The organism is Saccharothrix violaceirubra (assembly GCF_014203755.1).
Lineage (GTDB): Bacteria > Actinomycetota > Actinomycetes > Mycobacteriales > Pseudonocardiaceae > Actinosynnema > Actinosynnema violaceirubrum.
In genome coordinates, this window is record NZ_JACHJS010000001.1 from 4,286,346 (window position 1) to 4,305,769 (window position 19,424).

16 protein-coding genes are annotated in these 19,424 nt (G+C 72.4%); 10 read left to right on the plus strand and 6 right to left on the minus strand.

All coding sequences use genetic code 11. The features are described from left to right. Positions 1 to 31: 31 nt before the first annotated feature. Positions 32 to 646, minus strand: coding sequence for a cysteine hydrolase family protein (locus tag F4559_RS19715; protein WP_184670758.1), 615 nt, complete (start codon positions 644 to 646; stop codon positions 32 to 34). A gap of 193 nt (positions 647 to 839) precedes the next feature. Here F4559_RS19715 and F4559_RS36440 point away from each other — a divergent pair, with 193 nt between their 5' ends. The 3 genes from F4559_RS36440 to F4559_RS19730 all read left to right on the plus strand — a co-directional run bounded on the left by F4559_RS36440 (position 840) and on the right by F4559_RS19730 (position 6,190). Beyond that, the gene (locus F4559_RS36440; protein WP_184670760.1) at positions 840 to 4,310 is read left to right on the plus strand and encodes a DUF4132 domain-containing protein; all 3,471 of its coding nucleotides are present in this window, start codon (positions 840 to 842) and stop codon (positions 4,308 to 4,310) included. Positions 4,311 to 4,553: 243 nt separating this feature from the next. Beyond that, positions 4,554 to 5,780, plus strand: a complete 1,227-nt coding sequence (locus tag F4559_RS19725; RefSeq protein ID WP_184670762.1) for a cytochrome P450 — start codon at positions 4,554 to 4,556, stop codon at positions 5,778 to 5,780. Positions 5,781 to 5,863: 83 nt separating this feature from the next. After that, entirely contained in the window at positions 5,864 to 6,190 is a 327-nt protein-coding gene (locus F4559_RS19730; protein ID WP_312865729.1) for a DUF6204 family protein, read from the plus strand. On the opposite strand, the gene F4559_RS19735 is transcribed toward F4559_RS19730, so the two are convergent. From F4559_RS19735 to F4559_RS19755, 5 genes are read right to left on the minus strand one after another with little or no spacing between them, the layout of a single operon-like run. Next, on the minus strand, positions 6,174 to 7,616 hold the full coding sequence (locus F4559_RS19735; RefSeq protein WP_184670764.1) for an MFS transporter: 1,443 nt from the start codon (positions 7,614 to 7,616) through the stop codon (positions 6,174 to 6,176). The two genes, F4559_RS19730 and F4559_RS19735, sit on opposite strands and share 17 nt — an antisense overlap. 60 nt (positions 7,617 to 7,676) lie before the next feature. After that, on the minus strand, positions 7,677 to 8,168 hold the full coding sequence (locus F4559_RS19740) for an SRPBCC family protein (protein WP_184670767.1): 492 nt from the start codon (positions 8,166 to 8,168) through the stop codon (positions 7,677 to 7,679). After that, the gene (locus tag F4559_RS19745) at positions 8,165 to 8,512 is read right to left on the minus strand and encodes a metalloregulator ArsR/SmtB family transcription factor (RefSeq protein WP_184670769.1); all 348 of its coding nucleotides are present in this window, start codon (positions 8,510 to 8,512) and stop codon (positions 8,165 to 8,167) included. The genes F4559_RS19740 and F4559_RS19745 overlap by 4 nt, the downstream gene beginning before the upstream one ends. Positions 8,513 to 8,534: 22 nt before the next feature. Further along, positions 8,535 to 9,626 (minus strand): M20 family metallopeptidase, encoded by a 1,092-nt coding sequence (locus F4559_RS19750; RefSeq protein WP_184670771.1) that lies wholly within the window; start codon positions 9,624 to 9,626, stop codon positions 8,535 to 8,537. Positions 9,627 to 9,636: 10 nt separating this feature from the next. Then, positions 9,637 to 10,128 (minus strand): SMI1/KNR4 family protein, encoded by a 492-nt coding sequence (locus F4559_RS19755; RefSeq protein ID WP_184670773.1) that lies wholly within the window; start codon positions 10,126 to 10,128, stop codon positions 9,637 to 9,639. A gap of 352 nt (positions 10,129 to 10,480) precedes the next feature. Here F4559_RS19755 and F4559_RS19760 point away from each other — a divergent pair, with 352 nt between their 5' ends. The 7 genes from F4559_RS19760 (at position 10,481) to F4559_RS35270 (ending at position 19,346) form a co-directional block, all read left to right on the plus strand. Further along, positions 10,481 to 11,173 carry a TetR/AcrR family transcriptional regulator gene (locus tag F4559_RS19760; RefSeq protein ID WP_184670775.1) on the plus strand — a complete coding sequence of 231 codons (693 nt, stop codon included), beginning with the start codon at positions 10,481 to 10,483 and terminating at the stop codon, positions 11,171 to 11,173. A 113-nt stretch (positions 11,174 to 11,286) separates the two neighbouring features. Then, positions 11,287 to 12,435: a class I SAM-dependent methyltransferase gene (locus F4559_RS19765; protein WP_184670777.1), complete on the plus strand. Its 1,149-nt coding sequence runs from the start codon at positions 11,287 to 11,289 to the stop codon at positions 12,433 to 12,435. Then, positions 12,411 to 13,643: a glycosyltransferase gene (locus tag F4559_RS19770; protein ID WP_184670779.1), complete on the plus strand. Its 1,233-nt coding sequence runs from the start codon at positions 12,411 to 12,413 to the stop codon at positions 13,641 to 13,643. Before F4559_RS19765 ends, F4559_RS19770 begins: the two co-directional genes overlap by 25 nt. Before the next feature lie 28 nt (positions 13,644 to 13,671). Continuing rightward, positions 13,672 to 14,805: a cytochrome P450 gene (locus F4559_RS19775; protein WP_184670782.1), complete on the plus strand. Its 1,134-nt coding sequence runs from the start codon at positions 13,672 to 13,674 to the stop codon at positions 14,803 to 14,805. Continuing rightward, a complete protein-coding gene (locus tag F4559_RS19780; RefSeq protein WP_221447295.1) occupies positions 14,802 to 16,553 on the plus strand; it encodes a TOMM precursor leader peptide-binding protein in 1,752 nt (583 codons plus the stop codon). The genes F4559_RS19775 and F4559_RS19780 overlap by 4 nt, the downstream gene beginning before the upstream one ends. A gap of 12 nt (positions 16,554 to 16,565) precedes the next feature. Further along, on the plus strand, positions 16,566 to 18,983 hold the full coding sequence (locus F4559_RS19785; protein WP_184670785.1) for a lantibiotic dehydratase: 2,418 nt from the start codon (positions 16,566 to 16,568) through the stop codon (positions 18,981 to 18,983). A 186-nt stretch (positions 18,984 to 19,169) separates the two neighbouring features. Further along, positions 19,170 to 19,346, plus strand: a complete 177-nt coding sequence (locus tag F4559_RS35270) for a thiomuracin/GE37468 family thiazolyl RiPP peptide (RefSeq protein WP_221447296.1) — start codon at positions 19,170 to 19,172, stop codon at positions 19,344 to 19,346. The last annotated feature ends 78 nt before the right edge of the window (positions 19,347 to 19,424 follow it).

The window sequence follows — 19,424 nt, forward strand, 5'->3', positions numbered from 1 at the left end:
AGTATCCCACTCACCCGCGCGGGGGACGTCGTCAGGACAGCGCGGCCAGGACGTCCGCCGCGGTCAGCGGCAGCGAGAACAGGGGGAAGTCGAAGCGGATCGCGTTCTCGTGCTCCTCCCACGACGTGGCCGCCGCGCAGTCGGTCAGCGTGATCACGCGGTAGCCGTTCTCGTAGCCGGTGCGCATCGTGGACTCGACGCAGCAGTTGGTCAGGAAGCCGCCCAGGACGATGGTGCGGATGCCCTTGCTGCGCAGGATGAAGTCCAGGTTGGTACTGGCGAACGTGTCCAGGCCGCGCTTGCCCTCGACCACGATGTCGCCTTCGCGCGGGGCGAGGACGTCGACGATGGCCGCGCCCCACGAGCCCTTGACGAACGCCTTGCCGTCGACCACGCCTTTGAGCACGCCGTAGGGGTGCGCGGTGATCTCGTGGTAGCCCTCGGCGAACGCGATCGGGGCGTGCATGATCGTGACGCCGGCGGCGCGGGCGGCCTCGACCAGGGTCGCGGTCTTGGCGAGCATGCCGGTCGACTCCATGACGGGTCCGACCGCGGCGTTCAGCACGCCGCCCGCGCCGGCGAAGTCGTTCTGGTACTCGATGAGCACGAGCGCCGTGGTGGCGGGGTCGAGGGTCAGCTCGGTCATGGTCGGCTCCTCGGTTCGGTGGTGGTCCGATTCATACGGCCGGGCCGGCGATCCGGCAATGCGGCGTCCGGGTCGTCCCGATCGGGTGATCTCCGAATCCCGCGGGGCCCGGCCCGACACCGGCACCCCGGACTGTCGGACCCCGTCCGTATCGTCCCCGACGTCACCGCGAATCGAGACGGGGAGAGCGGACGTGCGCAGGTGGGAATCGGGCGGGCGGGGGACCGTCGTGTTCCGGGAGGTGGTGCGGGCCGGCACGGCGGTGACCGTCCGTTCCGGACGGGGCGACGGCCGGGGGCGTGCGTCGACGTCCGAGCACGGCTCGGTCGAGGCGGCCTTGGCACACGTGGCGGAACTGGCCGCCGGTTTGGCGGCGGAGGGCTTCCGGGAGGTCCCGCCGGAGGAGTTGGAGGACGTGTTCGTCCCACCCCGGCGGTGGGCGGCACTGGTCCACCCCCGGCACGACGGTCCCGTGCGCCCGAAGTTCGTCCTCGACGGCGGTGCGCCCGCTTTCCTGCACGCCGCGACGGAACCGTTGTCGGACCAGGCCGAAGCGGTCCTGGCCGACCCGCACACGGAGCCCGCGCTGGCCGAGGCCGTACGCGGCCACCTGGCGGGCGTGCCCGACCCGCTCGGCGCGGCCTGCGTGGCGACGCTGGTCGAGGCCGACCGCCGGCGCGAGCGGTACGAGGGTGTCGAGCGCATCGCCGACGCGTGGATCGCCGAGCACGGCCTGGTGTTCGCCGCGCGGGCCACCGTCGACACCGGACTGGTCGACCTGCCGTGGCGGATGGGACCGGGCGGCGCCTCGCCGCGTGAACTCCGCTTCCGGCCGCCCGCGACGCGCTACCACGACCTGCCCCGGCACGTGCCGCCGCGGATGCGCCGGGCGATCGCCGCGGCGTCGGACGAGGAGTACGCGGCCGTCGTCGAAGCGTTGGGGGCGCACCGGATCGACCCGATCACGTCGCTGATCGCCGCGTACCTGGTGCCGGAGCGGGACGACTGGGTCGACGAGGTGGTGCGCCGGATCGTCGAGGACGAACCCGGCGGGTCGGACCCGACGATGGTCCTGTGCTCGCTCAACCGGGGCGACCAGTTGCGGGACCTGGTGGGGCGATCCGAGTTCGCGTGGCGGCTGCGTGACGCGGAGGTGCTGTACACGGTCGCGCTCGCGGTCGGCACGGGCGCGGCGGAGCCGCTGCTCACGGTGGTGGAGGGCGACTTCAACAACGCCGAGTTCACCAAGCGGGTGTTCGACGTGATCGCCGCACAGCCCGCCGACGAGGCGTTCGACGTGCTGGTGTCCCGCATCGACGACCGGTACGGGCAGGCGGCCCTGCTGGAGGCGGTCCGGCGGTTCCCCCGGCGCGCGGTCCGCCGCCTCGCGGCGGCGGCACCGTCCTCGGAACCGGCGCGGGCGTTGCTGCACGCCCACCTGCGGGAGTTCCCCGAACTGGCGCGGGTCGACCCGGCGAACGCCGAGGCGGACCGCGTGCCCGACGTCCCCGTCGAGGAGTTGCCGGCGGTGCTCGTGACGCCACCGTGGACGCTGCCGCGAAAGGCCGGAAAGCCCGCCGTGGTCACGGGTCTGGTGTCGACCGGAAGGAAGGCCGTGCGCTGGCTGCCCGGCGAGAACGCGGAGTGGACCACCGCCCACCGCGCGGACCGCCGGGGATCGCCGGATTGGATGACCGTGGTGCGCCGCTTCCTGTCCGGCGACCTGCGCGACTACGAGAAGCGCGTCGCGTTCCTGGAGGGTCCGGCTTTCGCGCTGCGCGGGATGCTCGCGGACTGGCGACCGACCGATCCGTGGGGCGCCGACACGTGGGGCCGTGCGCTGGTCGCGAAGTACGGCTACGACGCGTTGCCGATGGCCCTGCACCTGGCCCGGCTGAACCCGGCCGGTGCCGGACACCTGCTGCTGCCCTACGCCGACCACGACGTGGCGCACCTGATGGCGGACTGGCTGGTCCGCCTGCGCACGGCCGGCCGCACCGCGTCGACGTGGCTGCGCCGCCACGCCGAGGAGGCGGCCCGCTTCCTGCTGCCCACCGCCCTGGGCAAACCGGGCGCGGCCCGCCGTGCCGCCGAGTCGGCCCTGGTCCTCGTCCCCGAGGAAGCCCGCAGGGCGGCGAAAGAACACGGCGCGCAGGCGGTGGCGGCCCTGGAGACGCTTCTGGGCACCGACCCGTTGGACGCCGTCCCCGTCAAGATCCCGGTCCCCGGTCCCTGGGCCGCGCCCGGCCTGCTGCCCCAGATCCTGCTGCGCGACAAGCTCCGGGCCCTGCCCGTGCCGTCCGCGCAGCACGTGATCACGATGCTGGCGTTCTCCCGCCCGGACGACGAGTACGCCGGCATCGGGGTGGTGCGCGACCTGTGCGACCCGACCTCCCTGGCCGACTTCGCCTGGGCCGCTTTCGAACGCTGGCAGGCCGCGGGCTCTCCCCCGAAGGACAACTGGGCGCTCACCGCGTTGGGCACCTTCGGCACCGACGACACCGCCCGCGCACTGGCACCGCTGATCCGGTCCTGGCCGGGCGAGGGCGCCCACGCCAAGGCCGTCGCGGGTCTGGACGTCCTGGCCGCGATGGGCTCGGACGTCGCGTTGGCCCGCCTCAACGGCATCGCGCTGCGCTCGAAGTTCCGCAAACTCAAGGAACTCGCCGAGGCGAAAATCGACGAAATAGCCGGGCTACAGGGCTTCACGACGGACGAACTGGCCGACCGCCTGGTCCCCGACCTGGACCTGGCCGACCCCGCGACGACCCGCGTCGACTACGGCCCCCGCCACTTCACGATCGGCTTCGACGAACGCCTGCGCCCCCACCTCACCACCCCGAACGGCACCCACCGCAAAGACCTCCCGAAACCGACGGCGTCGGACGACCCGACCCTGGCCGCAACGGAACGCAAACGCTTCACCGCACTGAAAAAGGACCTCCGCACCACCGCCGCCGAGCAACTGCCCCGCCTGGAACGAGCCATGACCACCACCCGCGAGTGGACGACGGAGGAGTTCACCACACTCCTGGTCGACCACCCGCTGCTCTGGCACGTGGTCCGCCGCCTGGTGTGGCGGACGACGGAAGGCACCACCTTCCACCTGGCGGACGACCGCACCCCGCACACGATCACGGACACCCCGTACGCCCTCGCGGAGAACACCAAGGTCGGAATCGCCCACCCCCTCACCGTCCCCGGACCAGACCTGGCCGCCTGGACAGCCCTCTTCAAGGCCCAGCGAAAGCTCCCCCAACCCTTCCGCCAACTGGACCGCCCGGTGCACCACTTCACGCCGGAGGACAAGTCCCGCCGCACCCTCCCCCGGTTCGAGGGCCGCTCCGCCCCGGTAGGCGCCGTACTGGGCCTGACCAAGGAGAACTGGCAACGCGGCAGACCTCAGGACGGCGGCCTGGAATGCTGGATCACCCGCCCCCTGCCCACCGGCGGCGCACTGGTGGCAACCCTGGAACCGGGCATCATCGTCGGCTTGGTGGAAGAACACCCCACCCAGACGCTGGCGCACATCTGGATCAGCCGCCACCAGGAAGGCACCTGGAACCCGGAAGGCACCCGCACACTGGCAGAACTGGACGACATCACCCTGTCCGAAATCGCCGCGGAACTGACCTACCTGACAACCGCGACAACAACCCCATGACCACAACGCCCACCAGCGCCGAATCCGACCCAAGCACCAACACCATCACTCCGACCCCGCGCGCAGCGCCGGCACCTCACACCTGACCCCGGACACACCGACCAGTCCCTCCAAGACCCACACCAGCGCCATCACACAGCCACCACACACGGCAACCACACCACGCCCGGCTGTTCACATCCGACAGCCGAGTGAAGGTGTTAATGATGGTGTCCCGACCGTTCCTGGACGAGACTCACCGCCATGAACGATTCCGCGACCACCTCGACCGCATTAAAGTCGTACGATCTGTTCGCCCCGGACGTGTTGGGCGACCCGCTGCCGCTGCTGCACCGGATCCGGGCCGAAAGCCCGGTCTCCTGGATTCCCGAGCTGGAATCCTTCCTGGTCACCCGGCACGCCGACGTCGTCGCGGCGCTCAAGGACAAGCGTCTGGTCCCGGGCAACCTCGGCCAGGCTTTCGACCGGCTCTCCCCTGCCGAGCTGGCCGAACTCGAACCGGTGCGGCAGTCCATCGCGTTGTGGATGGGTCATACCGACGAGAAGGACCACGTCCGCTTCCAGCAGCTCCTCAAACGCTATTTCACCCCGGCCACGGTGGAAGGTCTGCGGCCTCGCATCCGCGAGATCGCGATCGAACTGATCGAGGCCCGGCGCGAGGGCGGCTTCATGGAGGTGGTCACGGAGTTGGCGTACCCCCTGCCCGCCAACGTGATCGCCGAGATGCTGGGCATGCCGACCGCGGACCGCGAGAAGCTCCAGGAGTGGTCGCGCGACCTGCTCGCGCTCTTCCAGCTCGCGGACTTCGAGACGTTGCGGCAGTCGCAGCGCAGCATCCTCGAAATGCAGGACTACGTGCGCGCGCTCGTGGCCCAGCGCCGTGAGGAGGCACGGGACGACCTGCTCAGCATGTTCGTCGCGGCCGAGCGCGAGGGCCTCGTCTCCGAGGACGAGATCGTCGCCAACTGCGTCCTGCTGCTGTTCGCCGGGCACGAGACGACGGCGAACCTGATCGCCATGGGCCTGGGCCTGCTGCTGGAGGACCAGGGCCAGTTCGACCGCCTCAAGGCCGACCACGGGCTGATCCCCACGGCCGTCGAGGAGATGCTGCGGGTGCGCGGTCCGGCGAGCACGCTGGTGCGCATCGCGACCGAGCCGGTCGAGGTGGCGGGCACGACCTACCCGGCGGGCAGCCACTTCCTGCTGGCCATGGTCTCGGGCAACCACGACCCCGAGGTGTTCGAGAACCCGGACACCTTCGACATCGGACGCAAGCCCAACCGGCACACGGCGTTCGGCATGGGCGCGTTCTACTGCCTGGGCGCGGCGCTGGCCCGCGCGGAGACGGCCGAGTGCCTGGACGTCGTGCTGGAGCGGATGCCGGACATCCGCCCGGCCTACGACGAGATCTCCGTGGTGTCGTCGCCGCCGCTGAGCCGGCACCTGGCGTCGCTGCCGGTGTTCTTCTGACCGACCGTCCGCGGTGGACCCGCACGTCCACCGCGGACGGATTCCGGTTGCCGGCGCCGACCCGCTCCGGTCACGATGACGCCGTGGAGCACACGTACCGGGTCATGGTCCGCGGTCGGTTCGCCGATCTCGACGAGGCGGGCCGGGCCCGGCTGCGCGCCGACGCCCACCGGCACGACATGCTCACCAGCGGGTTCTCCGAGCAGGGCGCGCTGGCCTACGACCGCTCGCTCGACTTCTTCAGCTTCCGCGTCCAACTGCGTGCCGAGGTCGAGTCGGACGACCGCGCGGTGTGCGACCGGGGCCTGCGGCTCGCGGCACAGGCCGTCGAGGCGCTCGGGGTGGACTTTCGCGATCTGCGCGCGTCCGCGACCGACGTCGACCTGATCAAGGTCAAGCGTCGCCGCTGACCGACACCCCGGCCTCCCGCGCCCGGGGGCACGTCGGCCGCGCCCGCAGTTCGACGATGCCGACGACCAGCGCCGCCGTCACCGCGACCGCCGCCGTGCCGACCGCGACGCCGACGGCCACGCGGGCCTGCGCGCCGGTGAGCACCGCGTGGTAGAGCCCGGCCAACGCGGCCGTGCCGACCGCCGACCCGATGCGCTGCCCGGTCTGGAGCGCGCCGCCCGCCGCACCCGCCATGGCGACGGGCACGTGCCGCAGGGTCAGCGTGGTGTTCGGGGAGATCACCCAGCCGCCGCCGACGCCCGCGACGAACAGCGCCACCGCCACCCCGGCGCCGTAGCCGTCCGTGAGCCACAGCAGGAACGCGGTCAGCGCGAGCCCGGCCACGACCATGCCCAGTCCGGTCACGGTCAGCCGTCGACCCCACGTCTCCACCAGCCGACCGCCGATCAGCGCCGACACCGCCGACCCGACCGCGAACGGCGTGACCGCGAGCCCGGACTCCAGCGGCGAGTACTCCAGCGCCGACTGGAAGTAGACCGCGAACACCAGCCAGATCCCACTGAAGCCGATGAAGTAGACCAGGCCCAGCAGCGCGCCGGTCCCGTAGCCGGGCGTCGTCGTGAACAGCCCGATGTCGAGCAACGGGCTACGACCGCGCGCCCGTTCCCGGCGTTCCCACCGCACGAACCCCACCAGCACGACGGCACCCAGGAGGAACAGCCACCACAGCGACGACAGCCCGCCGGATTCGGCGAGCACCAGCGGCAGCATCACCGCGAGCACACCCGAGCCGAGCAGCGCGGCGCCCACCAGGTCGAGGTGGTCACGTCGCCGCACATCGGCAGCACGCGGCAGCAGCCGGGCCGCGAGCACGAGCGCGGCCAACCCGATGGGCACGTTGACGTAGAACACCCAGCGCCAACCGTCGTCCTCGCCGGCCACGGCCAGGATCACGCCGCCCACGACCGGGCCGACCGCGGTGGAGATGCCGACCGTGGCACCGAACCAGCCGAACGCCCGCCCGCGTTCCGCGCCCCGGAACAGCTGTTGGATCAACGCGGAGTTCTGCGGCGCCAGCGCACCGGCGGCCACGCCCTGCGCGAGCCGGGCCGCGATCAGCACCCCGGCCGTGGGTGCCAGGCCGGCCAGTGCGCTGAACAGCACGAACCCGGACATGGCCACGAGGAACACCGTCCGCCGCCCCAGGGCGTCGCCGAGCCGGCCGGCCGGGACCAGCGCGAGCCCGAACGCCAGCGCGTACCCGGACACGACCCACTGCGCCCCGGCGGCGGAGGTGCCCAGGCCGTGCTGGAGCGACGGCAGCGCGACCGACACGATGCTCACGTCGAGCAGGCTCATGAATCCGGCCACGAGCGACACGCTGAACGCCCGCCACCGGCGCGGGTCGGGTTCGTACGACGTCATGCCCCGTGTCTACCCGTTCGGGTGGCGGCGGGCACGGTGGCGCCACGCGCGAGCCACCGCCTAGACCAAGCCCTCGAAGTACTCCTTCCGGGCCGGGTAGTAGTCGTCGAACACCGGTCTGGCGCTGCCGGTTCGGGACGCGACGAGCATGTCCAGGTAGTACTCCCAGCCCGGTCCGATCTCGCCGATCCCGGTCGTGTCCGGCAGGTGGTGCACGAGTTCGAGCGTGGTCAGACCGTCCACTTCGGACAGTCTGAGTTCCAGTGGCCAGGTCGAGTCGCCGTCGACCACCGACAGCACCAGCCGCAACGGCGGCTCGCACACCTCGATGCGCACCTCGCACCAGGGTTCCTGCTCCTCGTACGCCATCCGCACCCGGATCACGCGGCCCGGTCCGGCCTCGCCCTCCCACGGCCCGAACCAGCGCGCGGTGCGCTCGGATTCGGTGACGCTCGCCCACACGTCCTCCGCGTGCGCGCGGAAGGTCCGGGTCAGGATCAGGTCCGCGCCGCCGCCGACGCGCAGCAGTCGGCCGATCGGGGACGGGCTCATGCCGTGTTCTCCTCGGGTCGCTCCGCGCGTCGCGCGCGGCGGGTCCGGTACACCTCGGTCTCCAGCGCGTCGAGGTGGCGGTCCCAGCCCCGGTCCTCGAACCGGGTCAGCCACGCCGCGAGTCCACGCAGGCGTGACGCGTCGAGCACGTAGATCCGCCGCCGGCCCACGAGTTCGTCGCGCACCAGTCCGCTGTCGCGCAGCACGCGCAGGTGCCGGCTGACGGCGGGCCGGCTGATGGGGAACAGCTCCGCGATGCGCCCGGCGGGCAGCGGTCCGTCCCGGAGCGAATCGAGGATCTCCCGTCGCACGGGGTCCGCGATCGCCCTGGCCACCTCGTCCACGGCCGAAAGCGTAACCTAGTGGTTACGCTTTCGGCAACGCCCGGAGGAACCCCGACAACGCCCGCCGGTACGGCTCGACGGTCGTGAGATCCGCGTACTCCGCCGGCCCGTGCTGCCCGTCGCCGCCGATGCCGAAGATCACCGCGTCGATGCCGCGCGCGTGGAAGAACCGCGAGTCGGCCGCGCCGTGCTTGCGCAGCAGTTCGGCCGAGAACCCCACGTCCCGCGCGGCTGCCCGCAACGCCCGCACGTGCACGCCGTCGGGGTCGGCCCGGTGCGGCGATTCCAGCGTGGGCACGGAAACCTCGACCCCCGGCGGGCAGAGCGCGGCCAGGTGCGCCCGCACTTCTTCCGGCGTGCGACCGGCGAATCCGGTGTCCTCGGCCGGGAAGCGGACGTCGAGCCACGCCGTGGCCTCGGCGGGCACCTGGTTGAGCGTCTCGTTCGGCGTCACGATCCGGGACACGGTGACCGTGGTGCGCCATGCCTCCGCGTCCGGTACGGGGTACGCGGCCAGTAGAGCGTCGATCGCGCGCATCAACGTGAGCAACGCGTTGTCGCCCAGCCACGGGTAGGCGCCGTGTGCGGCCCGCCCCCGCGCGTCGAGCCGGACCGACGCGATGCCCTTGGACTCGGTGACCACACGGGGCGCGCTGTGCTCGCCGATCACCGCGAACCCGGCCGAGACGCCGTGCGCGAGCTGGTGGGCGGTGCCGTGGTAGCCGCCGACCTCCTCGTCGGTGACCAACTGCAACGCCACCGGGCGGCCCGGTCCGAGGTCGCGGAACACCTGGGCCATCACCAACGCGGTGAGCTTCATGTCCTGCGCACCGCGCGCGTAGAGGCGGTCGCCCTCGCGGCAGGGCCGGAACTGTTCGTCGGCGCCGGGCACGACGTCGAGATGACCGTTGAGGATCACGTCGAACGGCCGCCGCGCGCCGTCGTGGACGAGCGCGCTGGGCTTGCCCCCGGACTCGAACCGCTCCACGGTGAATCCCGGCCCGACCACGTCGAGCACCAGGTCGAGCGCACGACGCAGCTCGTCCGGGCGGTCGGTGGTCGAGCGGATCGCGAGCAGGTCGTGCGCGACGGTGTCGAACTCGTCCGTGATCACCCGCCCGAACCTACCCCGTGACCAGCCGCGCGAAGTCGGGGAACTCGGCACGGGCGGCGGCGATCACCTGCCCGGCGGTGCGGGGCGCGGGCGAGTGGGCGACGGCGATCTCCCGCAGTTCCGGGTCGGGCCGCATCGTCGAGTCCGGGTACTCGACCGCCTCCAGCGGGCCGAACCCGCCGGCCAACAGCCAGCGGAAGTCGCCGAGATTCCGCGCGACGACACCGACCTCGCCTTCCGAGCCGAAGAGCGCGACGGGCTGCGCTTCGAGGTCGTCGGTGTCGCGCACCCGCCGGCACGCGGCGCACCCTCCGGTGCCGTCCTGGCCGAACACGAGGAAGTCCGCGGCGTCGAGCGGCACCTCGGTCCACCGGCGCAACCAGGAGGCGGTGCGCCCGGTGTCCCCGAACTCCCGGCAGGGCTCGAAATCGACGCCTTCGCCGTCGGCGTAGTCGAACTCGCGATCGAGGGCCGCGGCCAGTGCCGGCGGAAATCCGATCATGGCCGGAGCGCAGCCGCCGGTCCGGAGTACCGACGGCAGCCCACCGTCCACAGTGGCCGGACGTCGTGGCGATCGGCCGGCCGGCCGGACGACGGTTGACCGAATTCGTCGATCGGTTCAGCGCGGGAGTGCCGAAAAGTAGGCCGAACGGGTGAGCACCCTAGGCTGTCCAGGTGCGCCCCGGGCGGGTCGGCGGTAGATTCGCGCACTTTTTCGCGTCGACCGTTGTCCTGGTGGTTACGATGACATGAAGATGTTGTCGAAACCCGGGGGACGATAACGGTGATTGGTATGAGAATTTCTTTCCTGCTCTACTGTCCGTGCGGTCTTTGAAATTCGACGGAGAATTGCCTTGACCAATGTTGCGGAACGGATGGGCGAGCGGGAACGGCGGACGCTGCGAGTCTGCGCCCACCTTTTGTCGGACTGGGGGTACAAGCGCGTCACGGTGGAGGCGATCGCCAGTCGCGCGGGTATCGGCAAGGGGACCGTGTACCTGCACTGGAAGACCAAGGACGAACTCTTCGGCGCGGTGTTGGTCCAGCAGAGCGTCGAAGTGATCCGTGAACTCGGCGAGGTCGTCCGCGCCAACCCCTACGAGGTGCGCCTGCACCGGATGGTCGGCCACTACCTCACGGCGGTCGCCCGACGCCCGCTCGTGCGCGCGATGTTCGTGCGCGACCAGGAGGTTCTCGGTCGCCTCGCGCACAGCGGGCCGCCCGCGGTCGCCGCGTTGCGGCAGGCGACCAACACGCTGTTCCTGCGCTATTTCGACGCGGTCGTCCGTCTCGGCCTCGTCGTGCCCGGCTGCGACCCGGTCGCGGTCCGCCGCACCGTCGGCATGCTGACCTGCGGCGCGCTGATGCAGCGCGACGAGAAGGTGCCCGAGTGCGTGCGCGTCGCCGCCGACCTCGCCCGCCGCGCATTCGAACCACGCGCCGGAATGTCCTCGAATTCCATCACCACCGCCGCCGCACTGGTCGTCGACCTGGTGGACGGATTCGTGCCGGCGAATTCCCCGGCACTGACCGGCGAACGCGGATAGCGACGGCCCGGGTCACGGGTTCCGACCACCGGTCGGAACCCGTGACCCGGCGTGCCCGCGGAACCGCGACGGAATAACTTTCACATATTTTTATCGACACTGGGGAGCATGCTATGGACGTCGACGCCCTGGAACGCCTGATCGAGGCCGCGGGCGGCGGTGAACGCCGGCTCGCGGCCGTGACCGACGAGTTCGGCCTGGCCGGACTCGCACCGCTGCTCGCCGGGGAGATCGCCTTTCGCGCGACGACGGCGGCCCGGCCCGGCGGCGGGAACGTGGCACTCGGCGTACGGCACCGGGACCGGACGGAACGATTCGTCCTGACCGTCGCGGCGGACGGCCGCGTCACCGCCGAGGCCGGCACCACCGACGACCCCGCGCTGAGCCTCGACTACGACCTGCACGACCTCGTCCGCCTGCTGTTCGGCCCGACCCGGCCCCGGGCGACCGGCCACTTCGCCGCCGAGTTCCTCCCGCCGCCGCAGCCCGGCCACAGCCGGGGTCTCCAGCCGCCGGACCCGATGCGGCTCTACGGCGCGCTCCAGACCGGCGGTGCGATCGCGGCCGGGCTGTCCCGCCACCACCCCGACCTCGCCGAGCTGTGCCGCGCGTACGGCACGGACAAGTGGGGCGGCGTCCACTGGTTCGCGGACGTGTACGAACGCCACCTGCGCGAGTTCCGCGACGTGCCGCTGCGGGTGCTGGAGATCGGCGTCGGCGGCTACGCGCACCCCTCGTACGGCGGCGAGTCGCTGCGGGTGTGGAAGCGCTACTTCCACCGGGGACTGGTCTTCGGCGTCGACGTGTTCGACAAGTCCGGTGTGGACGAACCCCGCATCGTCACCGCGGTCGTCGACCAGTCCGATCCGGACGCCCTGGTCGCGCTCGACGAGCGGTACGGCCCGTTCGACATCGTCATCGACGACGGCAGCCACGTCAACGCGCACGTCCGCACCGCGCTGGACGTCCTCTTCCCGCGCCTGCGCCCGGGTGGCCTCTACGTGATCGAGGACCTGTGGACCAGCTACTGCGCGGGCTACGGCGGCGACGAGGACGGCCCCGCCGGCGACGGCACCTCGATCGGTCTGCTCAAGCGGGTCGCCGAGGGCATCCAGTACCGGCAGCGGCCCGGCGCGGGTGATCCGACGTACCTCGAACGCCACGTCGTCGGCCTGCACGTCTACCACAACATCGCGTTCCTGGAGAAAGGCGTCAACGACGAGGGCGGTGTGCCGGCATGGGTCCCGCGTCGGCCGCTGTGAGCCGGATCGGGCTCGCCGCGATCGGGTCGCGCGGCGACGTCGAACCGCTGCTCGTCCTCGGTGCGGCGCTGCACGACCGCGGTCACGACGTGCTGTTCGCGTCGTCGGAGAACATGCGCGACGCGGCGGAGAAGGCCGGGCTGCGGTTCCACCCGATCACCCCGGCCACCCCCGACGACGTGCTCGCCGACCCGGAGTTCCGCGCGCTGCTGCGGCGCACGACCTCACCGGGCCGCATCGCACGGGCGATGCCCCGGCCCACCGTCGAACAGCGCCGGTCGACGCTGGCGGAACTCGTCGCCGCGACTGCCGACCTCGACGTGGTCGTGCACACCCCGCACACCCGTGCGGCGGTCTGGGCCGGCCCGGCACCCGCGCGCTGGTGCACGGCCGCCCTGTGGCCGGTAACGCCGACGAAATCCGCGCCGGCGTTCGGTTTTCCCGCGCTCGGGCCGTTCAACCGGACGACCTACCGCCTTGTCGCAGCGGGTGAGTGGCGGTTCTTCCGCGAGGCCGTCGCCGCGGTGCGCGCCGACGCGGGCCTGCCGCCGCTGTCACGTCCGCCCGGCCCGCCTGTCGGGCACCACGTGCTGCACCCGTTCAGCCGGGCGGTGTTCCCGGTGCCGGGCGACTGGCCGGACACGGTCCACGTCACCGGCCACTGGTTCGGCCCGGGCACCGGGCCCGACCCGGACCTGGCGGCGTTCGTGGCCGGCGGGACGCCGCCGGTGGTCGCGACGTTCGGCAGCACCTGGGTCGTCGACCCGGACCGCGCCCTGGAAGCGGCTCTCGCCGCCACGCGGCGGGCACGTCGACGGCTTGTGGTCGTCGGCGGACCCGAGACCTCGCTCCCGGACGAGGTGCTGCGGGTGACCGACGCGGACTTCGGGTGGCTGTTCCCGCGCGCGGCGGCCGTGGTGCACCACGGCGGACAGGGCACGACGGCCGCGGCGTTGCGGGCAGGCGTGCCGCAGGTCGTGGTGCCGGGCTTCGCCGACCAGCCGTACTGGTCACGGCGGATCGCCGGGCTGGGCGTCGCGGCGGCCCCGATCCCGTTGCCGGAGTTGACCGCCGACCGCCTCGGCACGGCGGTGGCGCAGGTCGTGTCCGATCCCGGTTTCCGGACCCGCGCCGAGGCGCTGGCCGGTGCGGTACGCGCGGAACCCGGGGTCGAGGCGGCGTGCCGCGTGGTGGAGGGCCTGTCCTGAGTTCGTCGGCGTATCGGAAAGGAGGAACGTGCGTACCGAAGTGGATCGTCCGCCGTCGACCGCGACCGGGCCGGACGCGTTGATCCGGTGGCTCACGGACCGGCGCGACCGGTCACCGGTGTGGCGCGACGAACGCGGTGTCGTGCACGTCTTCGGCTACGACGAGGTGCGGACCGTGCTGCACGACTGGGCCGCGTTCTCGTCGGACCGCAGTGCGCTCATGCCCGGCGAGGACCGGTTGGCGAGCGGCAACCTGACCATGATGGACCCGCCGGAACACCGCGCGCTGCGGGCGGCGGTCGGCCGGGTGTTCACGCCCCGCGTGGTGGCGACGCTGCGCGGGCGGATCACCGCCGTGGCCGAGGGCCTGCTGGCCGACGTGCCCGACGACCGGTACGACCTGGTCGAACACCTGGCCCACCCGCTGCCCGTGATCGTCGTCGCCGAACTGCTCGGCGTGCCGGTCGCCGACCGCGGGTTGTTCCGGGACTGGTCGGCCGGGTTCGGCCAGGGCAGAGCGGAGTCCGTGACCGCGTTGCACGACTACCTGCTGGCACACACGCGTGCCCGTCGCGCGGCGCCGGGGGACGACCTGATCAGCCGCCTGCTCGACGCCGGGGTCGACGGCCGGCCGCTGTCCGACGAGCGGATCGCCGCCCTGGCCGGTCTGCTCCTGCTGGCCGGGCACCTGACCACGACCATGCTGCTCACCAGTGCCGTCGAGGTGCTGCTCGACCGGCCGGACGTGTGGGCGGCCCTGCGCCGCGACCCCGCCGCGGTACCGGCCGCGATCACCGAGGTGCTGCGGCTGCGACCGCCGTTCACCCAGGTCAGCCGGATCACCACGGGCGAGGTGCGGCTGGCCGGCACGACGTTGCCCACCGGGACGCTGGTCGTCGCGTGGGTCCTGTCGGCCAACCGCGACGACCGCGTGTTCCCCGATCCCGACCGCTTCGACGTGGACCGGCCCGACCGGCAGGTGGCGTTCGGGCACGGCATCCACTTCTGCCTCGGGGCGCCGCTGGCCCGACTGGAGGCCGAGGTCGCGATCCGCCTGCTGCTGGCCCGGTACCGGGAACTGTCCGGGCCGCACGAACCCGTCGCCTACTACGAGGCACCGGTGTTCGGCGCCCGCCGGCTTGTCGTGGCGGGGCACCCGTGACCGGCCTGCCCGTGCGGGTGTCGGCCGGGGTGGTCCGGATCGGACCGGTGGGCTGCCCGGAGTGCTTCGCGACCCGCCGCCGCCGGATGACCGGCCGGGACCAGGCGGACGTTCCCGACTCGCCCCTGCTGACCGAGTCGGTGCGCGTGCTCGTCGCCGCGCTGGCCGACCACGTCGCGCGGGATTCGGTGCTGGAACTCGACCTGGCCGACCTGTCGGTGCGCCGTCGGCGGTTCCTGCCCGACCCCACGTGCGAGGCGTGCGGCGACCTGCCGCCGGACCGCCCCGGACCGTTGGCGATCACGGGCGCGCACCCCAAACGCGGTCCCGACACGCACCGGTCGCGATCCGCGGTCGAGACGTTGCCCCGGCTCCTCTCGGTGTACGTGGACGACGAGACCGGTGTCGTCCGCGCGGTGAACCCCGGTGCGGTGGGGCCGTTCGTCGTCGCGGGCGCGCCCGTGCCGCTGCGGCCGACCGGTGCGTTCGAACCGGGGTTCGGCCGGTCGCCCGGGTACCGGGCGAGCGAGGCGACGGCCGTGCTGGAGGCGCTGGAGCGGTACGGCGGTGTGACACCGGGTGGACGACGGACCGTCGTGCGCGGGTCATTCGCCGAACTGGCCGGGCACGCGCTCGACCCGCGCACGTTGGGCACGCACCCGCCGGAAAGCCATGCGCTGCCGGACTTCCCGTACCGGCCGTTCGCCGAGGACGCCGTGTGCGACTGGGTGTGGGGCCACTCGCTGGTCCGCGACGAACCCGTGCTGGTTCCCGAGCGGTACGCCTACTACAGCACCACGCCGGGCGACGACCGGCCGTTCGTGTGGGAGATGGGCAACGGGTGCGCGTTGGGCTCGGGGTTCGCGGAAGCCGTGCTGCACGGGCTGTTCGAGGTCGTGGAGCGGGACGCGTTCCTGCTCACCTGGTACGCCCGCCTGCCGGTACCTCGACTCGACCTGCCGGACGGTTCGCCGGCCGCGTTGCGCTCGGCCGCGATCACCGCCGCGACCGGGCACGACGTGCTGCTGTTCGACACGACGCCCGAGTACGGCATCCCGGCGGTGTGGGCGATGGCCGTGCACCCGGACGGCGAACCGGCGGTGGTGTGCGCGGGCGGTGCGGGACCGACGCCCGCGCACGCGGCCGTCGCCGCCTTGGACGAACTCGGGCCGATCGCGGTGGCGTTGAGCGCGCGGTTCGCGGGACGGCCCGGTCCACCGACCGCGGATCCGGGACCGACCGGACCTGACACAGCGGGACCGGACACGGCAGGACCAAGCGCAGCGGGACCAAGCGCAGCGAGTCCGGACGGCTTCGCCGATCCGGCGTTGGCCACCGATCCCGACCTCGTGCGGGGCATGGCCGACCACTGCGCGCTGTCCGGCCTGCGCGCGGTACTGCCGCGCTTCGACTTCCTGCTCGACGACGAACGGGAGCACCGGCCGCTGACCTCGGCCGGACCGTTCAAGGCACCGGATCTCGGCACCGACCTGGCCGAGGCGGTCCGCCGACTCGCCGAGGCCGGACTCGACGTCGTCGTGGTCGACCAGACCACGCCGGAGCACCGGGCCGCCGACCTGGTGTGCGTGAAGGTCGTCGTCCCCGGCGCGGTGCCGATGACGTTCGGGCACCGCAATCGCCGGGTCGAAGGGCTGCCGAGGTTGCTGGAAATCCCCCGCGCCCTCGGCTACGCCGACCACGTCCTGTCGGTCGACGAACTGAACCCGCACCCCCATCCCTTCCCGTGACGGAGGTGTCCGGTGTACCGCACCGAACCCCTGGTCGTGATCAGGTTCGCCGGCCTGCCCGCCACGCTTCCGGTGGCGTTGCGCGCGACGTCGACGGTCGCGTGCGTCGACTCCTACCTGGACGTGCTGGAGACCGGACGGGCGCTCGCCGCGGAACTGCACGACGTGATCGGCCGGTCCGCGGGCACGGACCGGGCGAGGTTGGTGGCGCTGCGGCGGGCGTTGCACGGTGGTCGGGCGCCGGGGCGTCGGGCGTGGCCGGCCCCGGTCGACGACGACCTCGCCGCGCGAATACACGCCTGGTGCGCGCACGACCTGCCCGGCCTCCGCGCCGGCATCGCCGCCACGCTCGCGGGCGACCTCGTGTCCGAGACGGCCGTGCTGCGCACCGCCCTGACCGACGAGGTGTTCCGGCATTCGCTCAGGCAGGCCAGTCCCGTGCTCGCGGACGAGGCCGACAAGTGGCTCGCCGACCCAGGTCGGACGCCGCGCCGGCGCACCTTGATCGGCTTGGCACGCTACGTGCTGCGCGCCGCGACGAAGACCAGCCCGTTCAGCGGCTTCGCGACGATCCGCCTCGCGGGATGGCGGCCGGACGGCCCGCTCCTCACCGTCCCGGACGTGCCGAGCCGGTTCGTGCAGGAGGTGGACGCCGGCCTGGTCCGCTCGATCTCGACGGCGCTCCACCGGCGGGTGCGCCTCAACCCGTCCGTCACGGTCGCGTCGGGGCACCTGCTGCACGCCGCATCGGGCCCGGTCGCGACCTTGCCCGCCACGCCCGCCGTCCAGGCCGTGCTCGCCCTGCTGACACCGGACTCCCCGGAGCTCGAACGGGCCGACGTGGTCGCGTGGCTCGCCGGACGGGCCCAGGTCGACGTGGCGCGTGCCGACCTGTTCGTCACCGGGCTCGAACGGGCCGGGGTGGTCGAGGTCGTGGCGGCCGTGCCGGAACAGGCGGTGCGACCGTTCGCCGAGTTGGCCGGGCGCGGCGGTCCGGCCGGCCTGTCACAGGTCCAGCGGCACGTCGACCGCGCCTCGCCCGACACCGCCGACGTCCTGCGCGAGGTCTGCGCCGACGTCGGTGTCCCCGTACCCGACCGCGCCGCGATCCGACGGCACGGCGTGCATGAGACCCGGGTCTCGGCGGGCGAACCGGCGTGGTGCGGCCACGCGGCTTGGCGATCGGCACTGGACGATCTCGACACCGTCCGCGTCCTTTTAGGACTGTACGACCCGGCGCTGCCGTATCGGCTCGCGCTCGGCACCGAGGTCGGACGGCTCTTCGGTCCGGGCGCACGAGTGCCGCTCCTGGTAGTGCGCAAGGCACTCGACACCTCAGGTCCACCCCTCGCCGAGGTGTTCCACCCCGACTTCCTGTCCCGCGCCGACCCGTTGCGCGGCCACGACGACCCCCGACTGGCCCGACTTCGGGAGCTACGCGCGGAGACGACCCGGCGACTGGTCGACGGGTCGGTCGACGTCGGCGCCGACTGGCCGGACTGGGTCCAGCCGCCGCCCGCGATGACCGCGTACATCCAACGCACGGCGACCGGCGTGGTGCTCAACGCCGCGCACGGCGGCACGCGCGGCCGCACGCGGTGGGAACGGCTGGCCCGGCAGGCGGGTGCGTCGATACCGACCGACGACACGCGCACCGAGGTCGACGGCACGCCGGAGTGCACCCGCGGGACGACCGCGCACGCCGAGGTCGTCGAGACCGCGGTGTTCGGCGGGACGCTGGACCTGCGGTCGCCGGCCCCGGGCCGGGAGATCGTCTTCCCCGGCGCGACGGGCACCGCACCACCGGCCGCACGCATACCCGTCGGTGCGCTGGAGGTCCGCCACGACCCGGAGCGGGACCTGGTCGACCTCGTCGAACGCGGCACCGACCGGCCGTTGCGTCCCGAGTACACCGGAATGACCTCCGACGCCCTGCTGCCGCCCCTGGCCCAACTGGTCGTGTGCGGCTTCGGACGCACCTACCTGACCCATCCGACGCTGCCTGCCGTCGACCCGCCCCCACCACCCGGCCCGGGGGTGGTCGCGCTGCCCCGGGTCGACGTCGGCTCGGTGACGCTGGCTCGTGCGCGGTGGCTCGCGCCGCCGGACTCCCCCGGCCCCCGACCACCCGGGACGACCGACGCGGAGCGGTTCGTGGCGCTGCGCGCGTGGAGACGCGCGCACGGCGTGCCCGCACGGTGTTTCGTCCGCCGGGCGGCGCTCGGTGGCAGCCGGGCCGAAATCGCTTTCGACAAATCCCACAAGCCGCTGTACGTCGACTTCGACTCGGCCATCTCGATGTCCGTTCTCGACCACTTCCTGGCTGCCGGTGAAGGTCCGGTCGAATTCGTCGCCATGTGGCCCGAGGTGTCGGGGGCGGAACCGGGCGGATTCGTCGCCGAGTATGTCGTCGAGATCGGTGACCACTGACCGTAATTCACGGCCGGTCAGGATATAAGAGCAGCTCAGAGCTACTTTTCAGCCAGGTCGGCGAGATTTCTTTGCTCGGTGCCCGAAGTTCTGATTAACCTCGGTGACAAGCCCGGCGGGAAGCCTCCGGGCAGACCGGGAGAAAGAACCCGGCAACAATCGAGCTAAAAATGGGGAGTGATTTCCGTGAAGAACGAGAACGGCCTCGGCCTGAACCTCGACGACCTGCCGCTGGACGTGTTCGACCTGGCCGACGGCGACCTGTCGGTCGAGTCGTTGACCGCGGGCCACGGCATGCCCGAGGTCGGCGCGTCCTGCAACTGCTTCTGCTACATCTGCTGCTCCTGCAGCCCGTCCGCGTAATCGCACCGGACCGGGGAGGCGTCGTCGGGCCGTTCGCCCGGCGGCGCCGCCGCGGTCGACGACACGGATGGGAACACC

Bases quoted from the DNA above. Each gene is read 5' to 3' on its own strand.
- F4559_RS19715 (WP_184670758.1), bottom strand. From the start codon at position 646: ATGACCGAGCTGACCCTCGACCCCGCCACCACGGCGCTCGTGCTCATC.
- F4559_RS19725 (WP_184670762.1), top strand. From the start codon at position 4,554: ATGAACGATTCCGCGACCACCTCGACCGCATTAAAGTCGTACGATCTG.
- F4559_RS19735 (WP_184670764.1), bottom strand. From the start codon at position 7,616: ATGACGTCGTACGAACCCGACCCGCGCCGGTGGCGGGCGTTCAGCGTG.
- F4559_RS19740 (WP_184670767.1), bottom strand. From the start codon at position 8,168: ATGAGCCCGTCCCCGATCGGCCGACTGCTGCGCGTCGGCGGCGGCGCG.
- F4559_RS19755 (WP_184670773.1), bottom strand. From the start codon at position 10,128: ATGATCGGATTTCCGCCGGCACTGGCCGCGGCCCTCGATCGCGAGTTC.
- F4559_RS19765 (WP_184670777.1), top strand. From the start codon at position 11,287: ATGGACGTCGACGCCCTGGAACGCCTGATCGAGGCCGCGGGCGGCGGT.
- F4559_RS19770 (WP_184670779.1), top strand. From the start codon at position 12,411: ATGGGTCCCGCGTCGGCCGCTGTGAGCCGGATCGGGCTCGCCGCGATC.